The sequence below is a fragment of the Enterobacter cloacae complex sp. IR5384 genome (genome assembly GCF_049237265.1).
Lineage (GTDB): Bacteria > Pseudomonadota > Gammaproteobacteria > Enterobacterales > Enterobacteriaceae > Enterobacter > Enterobacter cloacae.
The window spans coordinates 238,222-252,517 of sequence record NZ_JBMKHJ010000001.1 but is presented as its reverse complement, the minus strand read 5'-3'; the positions used below and the strand labels follow the sequence as shown (position 1 = coordinate 252,517).

At 56.0% G+C, this 14,296-nt stretch carries 11 protein-coding genes; 10 read left to right on the top strand and 1 reads right to left on the bottom strand.

What is annotated here, in order from left to right; translation table 11 throughout:
• The first annotated feature begins 11 nt into the window (after positions 1–11).
• From msbA to ACOTX3_RS01310, 6 genes are all read left to right on the top strand, one after another.
• Positions 12–1,760, top strand: coding sequence for a lipid A ABC transporter ATP-binding protein/permease MsbA (gene msbA, locus ACOTX3_RS01335; RefSeq protein ID WP_127869020.1), 1,749 nt, complete (start codon positions 12–14; stop codon positions 1,758–1,760).
• On the top strand, positions 1,757–2,734 hold the full coding sequence (lpxK, locus tag ACOTX3_RS01330; protein WP_058679353.1) for a tetraacyldisaccharide 4'-kinase: 978 nt from the start codon (positions 1,757–1,759) through the stop codon (positions 2,732–2,734). Before msbA ends, lpxK begins: the two co-directional genes overlap by 4 nt.
• 44 nt (positions 2,735–2,778) lie before the next feature.
• The gene (locus ACOTX3_RS01325) at positions 2,779–4,008 is read left to right on the top strand and encodes a winged helix-turn-helix domain-containing protein (RefSeq protein ID WP_058679354.1); all 1,230 of its coding nucleotides are present in this window, start codon (positions 2,779–2,781) and stop codon (positions 4,006–4,008) included.
• A 45-nt stretch (positions 4,009–4,053) separates the two neighbouring features.
• Positions 4,054–4,236 carry a protein YcaR gene (ycaR, locus tag ACOTX3_RS01320; RefSeq protein ID WP_013097300.1) on the top strand — a complete coding sequence of 61 codons (183 nt, stop codon included), beginning with the start codon at positions 4,054–4,056 and terminating at the stop codon, positions 4,234–4,236.
• On the top strand, positions 4,233–4,979 hold the full coding sequence (gene kdsB / locus ACOTX3_RS01315; protein ID WP_045902756.1) for a 3-deoxy-manno-octulosonate cytidylyltransferase: 747 nt from the start codon (positions 4,233–4,235) through the stop codon (positions 4,977–4,979). The genes ycaR and kdsB overlap by 4 nt, the downstream gene beginning before the upstream one ends.
• 142 nt (positions 4,980–5,121) lie before the next feature.
• Positions 5,122–6,015: a YcbJ family phosphotransferase gene (locus ACOTX3_RS01310; RefSeq protein ID WP_013097298.1), complete on the top strand. Its 894-nt coding sequence runs from the start codon at positions 5,122–5,124 to the stop codon at positions 6,013–6,015.
• Here the strand turns inward: ACOTX3_RS01310 and elyC are convergent.
• Entirely contained in the window at positions 5,992–6,771 is a 780-nt protein-coding gene (elyC, locus tag ACOTX3_RS01305) for an envelope biogenesis factor ElyC (protein ID WP_058679355.1), read from the bottom strand. The two genes, ACOTX3_RS01310 and elyC, sit on opposite strands and share 24 nt — an antisense overlap.
• Before the next feature lie 124 nt (positions 6,772–6,895).
• On the opposite strand from elyC, the gene cmoM reads away from it, so the two are divergent.
• From cmoM to mukB, 4 genes are read left to right on the top strand one after another with little or no spacing between them, the layout of a single operon-like run.
• Positions 6,896–7,675: a tRNA uridine 5-oxyacetic acid(34) methyltransferase CmoM gene (cmoM, locus tag ACOTX3_RS01300; RefSeq protein ID WP_013097296.1), complete on the top strand. Its 780-nt coding sequence runs from the start codon at positions 6,896–6,898 to the stop codon at positions 7,673–7,675.
• Between the two features lie 3 nt (positions 7,676–7,678).
• Complete coding sequence (gene mukF / locus ACOTX3_RS01295) at positions 7,679–9,001, top strand: chromosome partition protein MukF (protein WP_013097295.1); 1,323 nt, start codon at positions 7,679–7,681, stop codon at positions 8,999–9,001.
• Positions 8,982–9,686, top strand: coding sequence for a chromosome partition protein MukE (gene mukE, locus ACOTX3_RS01290; RefSeq protein WP_013097294.1), 705 nt, complete (start codon positions 8,982–8,984; stop codon positions 9,684–9,686). Before mukF ends, mukE begins: the two co-directional genes overlap by 20 nt.
• Positions 9,686–14,134, top strand: coding sequence for a chromosome partition protein MukB (mukB, locus tag ACOTX3_RS01285; protein ID WP_020689707.1), 4,449 nt, complete (start codon positions 9,686–9,688; stop codon positions 14,132–14,134). The genes mukE and mukB overlap by 1 nt, the downstream gene beginning before the upstream one ends.
• Positions 14,135–14,296 lie beyond the last annotated feature (162 nt).

Genomic DNA, 14,296 nt, shown 5'->3' with positions numbered 1-14,296 from the left:
TGGTTTTTTGAATGCATAACGACAAAGATCTCTCCACGTGGCAAACCTTCCGCCGACTCTGGCCGATGATTGCACCTTTTAAAGCAGGTTTAATCGTGGCGGGTATAGCGTTAGTTCTCAACGCAGCCAGCGATACTTTTATGTTATCGCTCCTCAAACCGTTACTGGATGACGGTTTTGGTAAAACGGATCGCTCAGTGTTGCTATGGATGCCTCTGGTGGTGATCGGACTGATGATCTTACGCGGTATCACCAGCTATATTTCCAGTTATTGCATCTCCTGGGTGTCAGGAAAAGTGGTCATGACAATGCGCCGTCGGCTGTTCAGCCACATGATGGGCATGCCGGTGGCCTTCTTTGACAAACAATCGACGGGTACGTTGCTTTCACGTATTACCTATGACTCAGAACAGGTGGCATCCTCTTCCTCCAGCGCACTGATTACCGTTGTGCGTGAAGGTGCGTCAATTATCGGTCTGTTCGTGATGATGTTCTATTACAGCTGGCAGCTGTCGCTGATCCTCATCGTGCTGGCACCGGTTGTTTCTGTCGCGATCCGCGTCGTTTCAAAGCGTTTTCGCAATATCAGTAAGAATATGCAGAATACGATGGGGCAGGTGACCACCAGCGCTGAGCAGATGCTGAAAGGACATAAAGAGGTATTGATTTTCGGCGGGCAGGAGGTCGAAACAAAGCGCTTCGATAAAGTCAGCAACAAAATGCGTCTGCAGGGGATGAAAATGGTCTCGGCCTCTTCAATCTCTGACCCCATTATTCAGCTGATTGCCTCTCTGGCTCTGGCATTCGTCCTGTATGCGGCAAGCTTCCCGAGCGTAATGGAAACGCTGACGGCGGGGACCATCACCGTTGTGTTCTCTTCTATGATTGCGCTGATGCGTCCGCTGAAGTCGGTGACCAACGTTAACGCCCAGTTCCAGCGCGGGATGGCTGCATGCCAGACGCTGTTCAGCATCCTGGATTCCGAGCAAGAGAAAGACGAAGGTACCCGCGTCATTGAGCGCGCAAAGGGCGATGTCGAATTCCACAACGTGACCTTCACTTACCCTGGCCGTGAAGTTCCAGCATTACGTAACATCAACCTGACCATTCCGGCAGGCAAAACCGTTGCACTGGTCGGCCGTTCCGGTTCGGGTAAATCGACGATTGCCAGCCTGATTACCCGTTTCTACGACATCGATCAGGGTGAAATTTTGTTAGACGGTCACGACCTGCGGGAATACACCCTGCAGTCGCTGCGTAACCAGGTTGCGCTGGTGTCTCAGAACGTGCATCTGTTCAACGATACTGTTGCGAACAACATTGCCTATGCGCGCACTGAAGAGTACAGCCGCGAGCAGATTGAAGAAGCCGCTCGCATGGCCTATGCCATGGACTTTATTAACAAGATGGACAACGGCCTGGATACCATCATCGGTGAGAATGGAGTTCTGCTCTCCGGTGGTCAACGCCAGCGTATCGCCATCGCCCGTGCACTGCTGCGTAACAGCCCTATTCTGATCCTTGACGAAGCAACCTCTGCTTTGGATACAGAATCTGAACGTGCAATTCAGTCTGCGCTGGATGAACTGCAAAAGAACCGTACATCACTGGTGATTGCGCACCGCCTGTCAACGATTGAACAGGCTGACGAAATCGTCGTTGTGGAGGATGGGGTCATTGTAGAACGCGGTAGCCATACCGATTTACTGGCACAGCGTGGTGTTTACGCTCAGCTCCATAAGATGCAGTTCGGCGAATGATTGCCCGCATCTGGTCCGGTGAGTCTCCGCTGTGGCTGCTGCTTCTGCCGCTCTCCTGGCTGTATGGTCTGGTGAGCGGCATTATTCGTCTGCTTTACCGTCTGGGGCTAAAGCGGGCGTGGCGTGCACCGGTGCCGGTTGTCGTGGTGGGCAACCTCACGGCAGGGGGGAACGGCAAAACCCCTGTGGTCATCTGGCTGGTTGAGCAACTGCAAAAGCGCGGCATCCGCCCCGGCGTGGTGTCGCGAGGTTACGGCGGCAAAGCGGCGCACTATCCACTGCTCCTGACGCCGGACACGACGACCGCCGAGGCGGGGGATGAGCCGGTATTGATTTATCAGCGCACTGGCGCGCCTGTCGCAGTCTCTCCGGTGCGTAGTGATGCTGTTCAGGCGCTGCTTGCCGAACACGACGTGCAAATAATTATTACCGATGACGGTCTGCAGCATTACGCGCTGGCGCGTGATAAAGAGATTGTGGTCATTGATGGCGTCCGCCGTTTTGGCAACGGCTGGTGGCTGCCTGCAGGCCCCATGCGTGAACGCGCTTCGCGCCTGAAGTCCGTGGATGCGGTGATTGTTAACGGCGGTGTGGCACAGCCGGGGGAGATCCCGATGCAACTCCAGCCAGGCATGGCGATTAACCTGTTGACCGGTGAACGACAGGCCGTTTCCCGGCTACCCGCGCTGGTCGCGATGGCAGGTATTGGTCATCCTCCGCGTTTCTTCGCAACGCTGGAACAGTGTGGTGCCCGCCTTGAAAAACGTGTTCCGCTGGCCGATCACCAGGCGCTGGTGGCGGAGCAGGTAGACGCGTTGACAACATCCGGTCAGACATTAATCATGACCGAAAAAGATGCGGTGAAATGCCGCGCTTTTGCGAAAGAAAACTGGTGGTATCTGCCGGTTGACGCTGAACTCAGCGGCGAGCAGCCGGAACACTTGCTCCAGGAACTGATTGCGTTGGTGCATTAAGAGCTTACGCGGTTCTGGTGGCGCTTTGACTGACAGGAAAACGCATGTCTTTACCGCAACTCTCGCTTTCAGCCGCACGTAACTTGCACCTTGCCGCGCAAGGACTTCTTAAAAAGCCCCGTCGCCGCGCGCAGCCTGCCGATATCCTCACTACCGTGCAACGCATGTCGTTGTTGCAAATCGACACCATCAACATTGTGGCTCGTAGCCCCTACCTGGTGCTGTTCAGCCGGCTGGGCAATTATCCGCCTCAGTGGCTCGATGATGCGCTCAGCAAGGGAGAGCTGATGGAATACTGGGCACATGAAGCCTGTTTCCTGCCCCGCAGCGATTTTGCCCTGGTTCGCCACCGTATGCTCGCCCCGGAAAAAATGGGCTGGAAATACCGGCAGGCGTGGATGCACGAGCATGCGGCTGAGATTGAGCAGCTCATTGCCCATATCGCGGAAAAGGGGCCAGTACGTTCCGCGGATTTTGAACATCCACGAAAAGGGGCAAGCGGCTGGTGGGAATGGAAACCGCACAAGCGCCATCTCGAAGGGTTGTTTACATCAGGCAAGGTGATGGTAGTCGAGCGGCGTAATTTTCAACGGGTGTACGACCTGACGCAGCGGGTGATGCCTCACTGGGACGACGAGCGCGACCTGCTCACACAAGAGGCAGCCGAAGCCGTCATGCTTGAAAACAGCGCCCGCAGTCTGGGTATTTTCCGTCCGCAATGGCTGGCCGATTATTACCGTCTCCGACAGCCCGCGCTGAAACCGTTGCTGGATAACTGGCAGCGTGAACAGCGGGTTATCCCGGTCTCTGTAGAGAAGTTGGGCGAGATGTGGCTGCATGCGGATTTACTCCCGCTGCTGCCACAAGCTGAAGCAGGTAAACTTCAGGCAACCCATAGCGCGGTGCTGTCACCTTTTGATCCGGTGGTCTGGGACAGAAAACGGGCCGAGCAGCTGTTTGATTTCAGCTACCGGCTGGAGTGCTATACTCCCGCGCCAAAGCGCCAGTACGGTTACTTTGTTTTGCCCCTGCTGCACAAGGGACAACTGGTAGGGCGCATGGATGCCAAAATGCACCGTAAAACCGGCACGCTAGAGGTCATTGCGCTGTATCTGGAAGAGGGCGTCAGGGTAACCGCGACCCTGGAAAAAGGGTTAACATCCGCCATCAATGATTTCGCCTGCTGGCAGAAGGCCTGCGAAGTGACGCTGGGCCGCGTGCCTGACGGGCTCTTTATATCCTGTCGAAGTGGCTGGGAAACAGGCACGCCCTGAAAAGGGAATGTGATAAGCTTTAGCGATTACCCATACGGAGGAACTATGGATCACCGTTTACTTGAAATTATTGCCTGCCCGGTGTGCAACGGCAAACTCTACTATAGCCAGGACAAACAAGAGCTGATTTGCAAACCGGACAGCCTGGCTTTCCCGCTGCGTGACGGTATTCCGGTACTGCTGGAAAACGAAGCCCGCTCCCTGGTAGCTGAAGAGAGCAAACCATGAGCTTTGTCGTCATTATTCCTGCCCGTTACGCCTCAACGCGTCTGCCGGGTAAGCCGCTGGTAGATATCAACGGCAAGCCAATGATTGTGCATGTCCTTGAACGCGCCCGTGAGTCCGGCGCTGACCGTATTATCGTGGCCACCGATCATCCTGATGTTGCGCGTGCGGTTGAAGCCGCAGGCGGGGAAGTGTGCATGACCCGCGCCGATCACCAGTCTGGTACTGAACGACTGGCTGAAGTGGTTGAGAAATGCGCATTCAGCGACGATACGGTAATCGTTAACGTGCAGGGCGACGAGCCGATGATCCCGGCGGCGATTATTCGTCAGGTGGCGGAAAACCTGGCGCAGCGTCAGGTTGGCATGGCAACTCTCGCGGTACCTATCCACCACGCGGAAGAAGCGTTCAACCCGAACGCGGTGAAGGTTGTGACGGATGCGGAGGGCTATGCGCTCTATTTCTCCCGTGCCACCATCCCGTGGGATCGCGATCGCTTTGCGGTGTCCAGAGAGACCATTGGCGATACCTTCCTGCGCCATATTGGCATCTACGGCTATCGCGCTGGCTTTATTCGCCGGTATGTAACCTGGACACCGAGTCCGCTGGAGCATATTGAAATGCTGGAACAGCTTCGTGTGCTCTGGTACGGCGAAAAGATCCACGTTGCCGTCGCCGAAGTGGTGCCTGGTACAGGCGTAGACACCCCAGAAGATCTTGAGCGCGTTCGCGCTGAATTGCGTTAATCCTTGCGGCATCCCTCTTTTGGGAGGGATGCACTCCTCCGTTTATTTACTCTTATCTTTTCCATAATTGATCTCCGCAGGGTGACATCTGCGTCCTGCGCGCTCATTATAAAAGCAGTAGTCTTAATGGGGGTAATCTCATATGGAACAGCTGCGTGCCGAACTGAGTCACCTGCTTGGCGAGAAGTTAAGCCGGGTGGAATGTGTAAGTGAAAAGGCAGATACCGCGCTCTGGTCGTTGTACGACAGTCAGGGAAACCCAATGCCGCTGATGGCCCGAAGCTTTACCTCGCCGGGTGTGGCCAGGCAGCTCGCCTGGAAAATTTCAATGCTCGCGCGGCAAGGAACCGTGCGTATGCCGACGGTTTACGGAGTGATGACGCATGAAGAGCACCCCGGTCCGGATGTTCTGCTGATTGAGCGTTTACGCGGAGTATCCGTTGAAGCCCCGGCGCGTACACCGGAGCGCTGGGAACAGCTGAAAGACCAGATTGTGGAGGCTCTGCTGGCCTGGCACCGGCAGGATAGCCGTGGCCTTGTGGGACCCGTCGACAGCACTCAGGAAAATCTCTGGCCCCTGTGGTATCGCCAGCGGGTGGAGGTGCTGTGGGGAACGCTTAATCAGTTCAACAACACCGGCTTGACCATGCAGGATAAACGTATCCTGTTCCGCACCCGGGAGTGTTTACCGGCGCTATTTGAGGGCTTTAACGACAACTGCGTGTTGATACACGGTAATTTTACCCTGCGTAGCATGCTTAAAGATTCTCGTAGCGATCAGCTTCTGGCGATGCTGGGGCCAGGGGTCATGCTCTGGGCTCCGCGCGAGTATGACCTGTTCAGGCTCAGCGATAGCGCGGCCGCTGAAGGCTTGCTGTGGCACTATCTGCAGCGCGCGCCCGTTGCGGAGGCGTTTCTCTGGCGGCGCTGGCTTTATTTATTGTGGGATGAAGTGGCGCAGCTGGTGAATACCGGACGTTTCAACCGCGCCAACTTTGACCTTGCGACAAAATCACTCCTGCCTTGGCTCGCCTGAGGAGCCTTTCAGCCACTGCCAGACGCGTCCCAGCGTCTCATAGCCGACGCGATCGCTATGCATCAACCACATCGGGGACGGGATCACCCGTTCCCATGGGTTGAGCGGGGCGTTAATGGCCATCTGGTTCGCCGGCGCGGGAAGCGGGTGCAGTCCTTGTTTTTCGAAGAAAATCATTGCCCTTGGCAGATGTGAAGCAGATGTCACCAGTAAGAACGGAACATCGCCAATAGCCTGTTTCACCGCGGCGGCTTCTTCTTCGGTATCTTTCGGACTGTCCAGCGTGATAATAGCGGAGCGCGGCACGCCGAGGGATTCTGCCACCCTGGCGCCGGCTTCAGCCGTGCTGACCGGGTTGGTTTTGGCTGGCGCGCCGGTGAAGATCATTTTCGATCCCGGATTAGCCAGCCACAGGCGAATACCTTCGTTCAGGCGCGGCAGGCTGTTATTGATCAGGTTAGAGCTGGGGGCCCAGTTTGGATCCCAGGTATACCCACCGCCCAGCACCACGATGTACTCCACTTTCTGGTTTCCCTGCCAGGTTGGGTAGGTGTTTTCGATGGGACGTAACAGTTTGTCTGCGACGGGTTGCAGGCTCAGCAGCAGCAGTACCAGCCAGCCGAAGGTGATCAGCGTTTTGCCACTTTTCTGAAAGCGACTAAACCACACCAGCCCCAGCCCCAGCGCGATGATGAGCAGCAGTAGCGGAAGGGGAAGCATCATGCCTCCAATGTATTTCTTCAGGGTAAAAAGCATCCTTTTTGGTTCCTTTTTTAACCATATAGCAGGCGAATACCCGTGATATTACACCAGAGAGGTTCATTCTCCGCGCGGGTGTGACAAAATAGCGGTTTTGCAGTTAGCGAGTGGAACTCTCCCAATGCGGGATCGCAATTTTGATGACATCGCGGAAAAGTTTTCGCGCAACATATACGGCACCACAAAAGGGCAGTTACGTCAGACGATCCTCTGGCAGGATCTGGACACCATTCTGGCCACGTATGGCGGTCAAACGTTGCGCGTGCTTGACGCCGGAGGCGGTGAAGGGCAGACGGCCATAAAAATGGCTGAGCGCGGTCATCACGTCACACTTTGCGATCTTTCTGCTGAGATGGTTGCGCGTGCCACGCGTGCAGCAGAGGAGAAAGGTGTGAGCGACAACATGCATTTTGTACAATGCGCCGCTCAGGACATCGCACAGCATTTGGAAACCCAGGTTGATCTGATATTGTTTCATGCGGTGCTGGAATGGGTAGCCGATCCGTTAAGCGTGTTACAAACCCTGTGGTCGATGCTACGCCCGGGCGGTACGCTGTCGCTGATGTTCTACAATGCTAACGGCTTCCTGATGCACAACATGGTTGCGGGCAACTTCGACTATGTTCAGGTCGGAATGCCGAAAAAGAAAAAGCGCACGCTTTCCCCGGACTATCCGCGCGATCCCCAGCAGGTTTACGGCTGGCTGGAAGAGATTGGCTGGCAGATAACCGGGAAGACGGGCGTCAGGGTGTTTCATGATTATCTGCGTGAAAAACACAAACAGCGTGACTGTTTTGACACCTTAACAGAATTAGAAACGCGGTATTGCCGTCAGGAACCGTTTATCAGTCTTGGCCGCTATATTCACGTCACCGCGCACAAGCCGCAGATGCAAGGATAACCTATGAGTGAATTTTCCCAGACAGTCCCCGAACTGGTTGCCTGGGCCAGGAAAAATGATTTCTCCATCTCGCTGCCGGTAGACAGACTCTCTTTCCTGCTGGCGGTTGCCACGCTGAACGGCGAACGGCTCGATGGCGAAATGAGCGAGGGTGAACTGGTGGATGCGTTCCGCCATGTGAGTGATGCGTTTGAGCAAACCAGCGAAACCATTAGCGTGCGTGCCAACAACGCAATCAACGATATGGTGCGTCAACGTCTGCTGAACCGCTTTACCAGCGAGCAGGCGGAAGGTAACGCCATTTATCGACTGACGCCACTGGGCATCGGCATTACCGATTACTACATCCGCCAGCGTGAGTTTTCCACGCTGCGTCTTTCCATGCAGCTCTCGATTGTGGCGGGTGAACTCAAGCGTGCAGCCGATGCCGCGGATGAAAACGGTGATGAATTCCACTGGCACCGTAACGTCTACGCGCCGCTGAAATATTCGGTAGCGGAGATTTTTGACAGTATCGATCTGACCCAGCGTCTGATGGACGAACAGCAGCAGCAGGTGAAAGATGATATCGCGCAATTGCTGAATAAAGACTGGCGTGCGGCCATCTCCAGCTGTGAGTTGCTGCTGTCGGAAACCTCCGGCACGCTGCGTGAACTGCAGGATACGCTGGAGGCTGCAGGCGATAAACTCCAGGCCAACCTGCTGCGCATTCAGGATGCGACCATGGCACATGACGATCTGCATTTTATCGACCGTCTGGTCTTTGATTTGCAGAGCAAGCTCGATCGCATCATTAGCTGGGGCCAGCAATCGATTGACCTGTGGATCGGTTACGATCGTCATGTACATAAATTTATCCGTACCGCCATCGATATGGATAAAAACCGCGTCTTTGCTCAGCGTCTGCGTCAGTCTGTTCAAACCTACTTCGATGCGCCGTGGGCGCTAACCTACGCCAATGCCGATCGTCTGCTCGATATGCGTGACGAAGAGATGGCGTTGCGTGATGAAGAGGTAACCGGTGAGCTGCCACCGGATCTGGAGTACGAAGAATTCAACGAAATTCGTGAGCAACTTGCGGCCATGATCGAAGAACAGCTCGCTGTCTACAAAACCAGACAGGTACCGCTGGATCTTGGTCTCGTGGTGCGCGACTATCTGGCGCAATATCCTCGCGCGCGCCACTTCGACGTTGCCCGCATTGTGGTAGACCAGGCGGTTCGCCTGGGTATCGCGCAAGCAGATTTCACCGGACTGCCGCCGAAGTGGCAGCCGATTAACGATTACGGAGCCAAGGTACAGGCGCATGTCATTGACAAATATTGAACAAGTGATGCCATTAAAGCTGGCACAGGCGCTGGCGAATCCGTTATTTCCGGCGCTGGACAGCCAGCTGCGTGCCGGTCGTCATATTGGCCTCGACGAGCTGGATAATCACGCCTTTTTGATGGACTTCCAGGAGTATCTGGAAGAGTTTTACGCACGCTATAACGTTGAGCTTATCCGCGCGCCGGAAGGTTTCTTCTACCTGCGTCCGCGTTCCACCACGCTTATTCCGCGCTCCGTGCTCTCCGAGCTGGATATGATGGTCGGCAAAATTCTGTGCTACCTCTACCTCAGCCCGGAACGTCTGGCAAATGAAGGGATCTTCACCCAGCAGGAGCTTTACGATGAGCTGTTGACGCTGGCAGACGAAAGCAAGCTGCTGAAGCTTGTGAACAACCGTTCAACGGGGTCGGATCTCGATCGTCAGAAATTGCAGGAAAAAGTTCGCTCTTCTCTGAACCGTCTGCGTCGTCTGGGGATGGTCTGGTTTATGGGCCACGACAGCAGCAAATTCCGCATTACGGAATCTGTTTTCCGCTTCGGTGCCGACGTGCGTGCGGGCGACGACGCGCGTGAAGCGCAGCTTCGCATGATCCGCGACGGTGAGGCGATGCCGGTGGAAAACCATTTGCAGCTCAATGACGAGCCTGAAGACAATCAGCCGGATAGCGGGGAGGAAGAGTAATGATTGAACGCGGTAAATTTCGCTCACTAACGCTGATTAACTGGAACGGTTTCTTTGCCCGAACCTTTGATCTCGATGAGCTGGTGACAACGCTCTCCGGCGGTAACGGTGCGGGTAAATCCACCACCATGGCGGCCTTTGTGACGGCGCTGATCCCTGATTTGACGCTGCTGCACTTCCGTAATACCACCGAAGCGGGGGCGACAAGCGGCTCCCGCGATAAAGGCCTGCACGGTAAGCTCAAAGCTGGCGTCTGTTATTCGGTGCTGGATGTGATCAACTCCCGTCACCAGCGTGTGGTGGTGGGCGTGCGTCTGCAGCAGGTCGCCGGTCGCGATCGAAAAGTGGATATCAAGCCGTTCGCGATTCAGGGGCTGCCAACCTCAATGCAGCCAACGGCGCTGCTGACGGAAACGCTCAATGAGCGCCAGGCGCGCGTACTGACGCTGCAGGAGCTGAAAGACAAGCTCGAAGCTATCGAAGGCGTGCAGTTCAAGCAGTTCAACTCAATTACCGATTACCACTCCCTGATGTTCGATCTGGGCGTGGTGGCGCGTCGTCTGCGTACCGCATCCGACCGCAGCAAATATTACCGTCTGATTGAAGCCTCCCTGTACGGTGGGATCTCCAGCGCCATTACCCGCTCCCTGCGCGACTACCTGTTGCCGGAAAACAGCGGCGTGCGTAAGGCCTTCCAGGACATGGAAGCCGCGTTGCGTGAAAACCGCATGACGCTGGAAGCGATTCGCGTTACCCAGTCTGACCGCGATCTGTTTAAACACCTGATCAGTGAAGCCACCAACTATGTGGCGGCGGATTATATGCGTCACGCCAACGAGCGCCGCGTGCATCTCGATCAGGCATTAGAGTACCGCCGCGAGCTGTTCACCTCCCGTAAACAGCTGGTGGCTGAGCAGTATAAGCACGTTGAAATGGCCCGTGAACTGGGCGAACACAACGGGGCTGAGGGCGATCTGGAAGCCGATTATCAGGCCGCCAGCGATCACCTGAACCTGGTTCAGACCGCGCTGCGCCAGCAGGAAAAAATCGAGCGCTACGAAGCCGATCTCGATGAACTGCAAATTCGTCTCGAAGAGCAAAACGAAGTGGTGGCCGAAGCCGCCGACATGCAGGAAGAGAACGAAGCGCGTGCCGAAGCCGCCGAACTGGAAGTGGATGAGCTGAAAAGCCAGCTCGCCGATTACCAGCAGGCGCTGGACGTACAGCAGACGCGAGCGATTCAGTACAACCAGGCCCTGCAGGCATTGCAGCGTGCGAAAGAGCTATGCCATCTGCCTGACCTGACGCCGGACAGCGCCGATGAATGGCTTGACACCTTCCAGGCGAAAGAGCAGGAAGCCACGGAAAAACTGCTCTCCCTGGAACAGAAAATGAGCGTCGCGCAGACCGCGCACAGCCAGTTTGAACAAGCTTATCAGCTGGTGGTGGCGATTAACGGCCCGCTGGCGCGAAACGAAGCGTGGGACGTAGCCCGCGAGTTGCTGCGCGACGGCGTCAACCAGCGTCATCTGGCCGAACAGGTGCAACCGCTGCGTATGCGTCTGAACGAGCTGGAACAGCGTCTGCGCGAGCAGCAGGAGGCCGAGCGTCTGCTGGCCGAGTTCTGTAAGCGTCAGGGTAAACATTACGATATTGACGATCTTGAGGCTCTGCACCAGGAGCTTGAAGCCCGTATCGCCGCCCTTTCCGATACGGTATCCAGCGCCAGCGAACAGCGGATGACGCTGCGTCAGGAGCTGGAGCAGCTTCAGTCCCGCTCGCAGACGCTGTTGCAACGCGCACCCGTCTGGCTGGCGGCGCAAAGCAGCCTGAACCAGCTCAGCGAACAGTGCGGTGAAACGTTCGAATCCAGCCAGGAAGTGACCGAATATCTGCAACAGCTGCTGGAGCGCGAGCGCGAGGCGATTGTTGAGCGTGATGAAGTTGGCGCACGCAAGCGCGAGGTTGACGAAGAGATTGAACGCTTAAGCCAGCCGGGCGGTGCGGAAGATGCCCGTCTGAATACGCTGGCGGAGCGTTTCGGCGGCGTACTGCTGTCAGAAATTTATGATGACGTGGGTCTGGACGATGCGCCGTACTTCTCCGCGCTGTATGGCCCGTCGCGTAACGCTATTGTGGTGCCGGATCTGTCTCTGATTGCCGAACAGCTAGAAGGGCTGGAAGATTGCCCGGAAGATCTCTATCTGATCGAAGGGGATCCGCAGTCGTTCGATGACAGCGTGTTCAGCGTTGACGAGCTGGAAAAAGCGGTAGTGGTGAAAATCGCTGACCGTCAGTGGCGTTACTCGCGCTTCCCGGAACTTCCTCTGTTCGGCCGCGCCGCGCGTGAAAGCCGTATTGAGAGCCTTCACGCTGAGCGTGAAACGCTGTCTGAACGTTTTGCGACGCTGTCGTTTGACGTGCAGAAAACCCAGCGCCTGCATCAGGCATTTAGCCGCTTTATCGGTAGCCATCTGGGAGTGGCCTTTGAGGCTGACCCGGAAGCGGAAATTCGCAAGCTCAACACCCGCCGTGGCGAGCTTGAGCGCGCAATTGCCAGCCATGAAAATGACAACCAGCAGAGCCGCGTTCAGTTTGAACAGGCGAAAGAGGGCGTTGCTGCCCTTAACCGCATTCTGCCGCGTCTGAATCTGCTGGCGGACGATACGCTGGCTGACCGTGTGGATGAAATCCAGGAACGTCTGGATGAAGCGCAGGAGGCTGCGCGCTTCGTGCAGCAACACGGTAATCAGCTGGCGAAGCTGGAGCCGGTCGTTTCGGTGCTTCAGAGCGATCCAGAGCAGTTTGAGCAGCTAAAAGAAGATTATGCCTGGTCCCAGCAGGTGCAGCGTGAAGCACGCCAGCAGGCGTTTGCCCTGACGGAAGTAGTGCAGCGTCGCGCTCACTTCGGCTACTCTGACTCGGCGGAAATGCTGAGCGGTAACAGCGATCTGAACGAGAAATTACGCCAGCGCCTTGAGCAGGCTGAAGCGGAACGTACGCGTGCCCGTGAAGCGATGCGTAGCCACGCGGCCCAGTTGAACCAGTACAACCAGGTTCTGGCCTCGCTAAAAAGCTCCTTTGATACCAAGAAAGAGCTGTTAAACGATCTGCAAAAAGAGCTGCAGGACATCGGCGTCCGTGCCGACAGCGGGGCAGAAGAGCGGGCGCGTGTTCGTCGTGATGAGCTGCATGCCCAGCTGAGCAATAACCGTGCGCGTCGTAATCAGCTGGAAAAAGCGCTGACCTTCTGTGAAGCGGAGATGGATAACCTGACCCGCCGCCTGCGCAAGCTGGAGCGCGACTACCATGAAATGCGTGAGCAGGTGGTATCTGCGAAGGCTGGCTGGTGCGCGGTGATGCGCATGGTGAAAGACAATAATGTTGAACGCCGTCTGCATCGTCGTGAACTGGCGTACCTCTCTGCGGATGAACTGCGATCCATGTCGGATAAGGCGTTGGGTGCGCTGCGTCTGGCGGTGGCCGATAACGAACATCTGCGCGATGTGCTGCGTATGTCTGAAGATCCGAAGCGTCCTGAGCGTAAAATTCAGTTCTTCGTTGCGGTATACCAGCATCTGCGTGAGCGTATTCGTCAGGACATCATCCGTACCGACGATCCGGTCGAAGCCATTGAACAGATGGAAATTGAACTGGGGCGCCTGACGGAAGAGCTAACCTCCCGTGAGCAGAAGCTGGCTATCAGCTCCCGTAGCGTGGCGAACATCATCCGCAAGACCATTCAGCGCGAGCAGAACCGTATTCGCCAGCTGAACCAGGGTCTGCAGAGCGTATCGTTTGGTCAGGTGAACAGCGTACGTCTGAATGTAAACGTCCGTGAAGCGCACTCTACGCTGCTGGATGTGCTCTCTGAGCAGCATGAACAGCATCAGGATCTGTTTAACAGCAACCGTCTGACCTTCTCTGAAGCGCTGGCGAAGCTGTATCAGCGTCTGAATCCGCAGATTGATATGGGGCAACGTACGCCGCAAACCATCGGTGAAGAGCTGCTGGATTACCGTAACTACCTGGAGATGGAAGTTGAGGTTAACCGTGGTTCAGACGGCTGGCTGCGTGCGGAATCCGGCGCACTGTCGACCGGTGAAGCTATCGGTACCGGGATGTCGATTCTGGTGATGGTCGTACAGAGCTGGGAAGATGAAGCGCGTCGTCTGCGCGGCAAAGATATTTCCCCTTGCCGTCTGCTGTTCCTTGATGAGGCAGCGCGTCTGGATGCCCGCTCCATCGCCACGCTGTTTGAGCTCTGCGAACGTCTGGATATGCAGCTCATCATTGCGGCACCGGAAAATATTAGTCCGGAAAAAGGCACAACCTATAAACTGGTGCGTAAAGTGTTCCAGAACAGCGAGCACGTTCACGTTGTAGGCCTGCGTGGCTTTGCTCCGCAGCCGCCGGAGTCCTTACCGGGCACGGCAGACGCCTCCTGAGGCGTGTTGTTACAAAGCGCGGCGCATTAGCGCCGCTTTTTTTTACGCTTAACTTATGCTTACGGCTGCGTTATCTTTAAACTTCTTTACATAAGGTAAGGCAACTGCGTTTGTGCCTTCCTATAATGAATAAAAGCCCCAGTGTGATGGGCATGTCGTGAG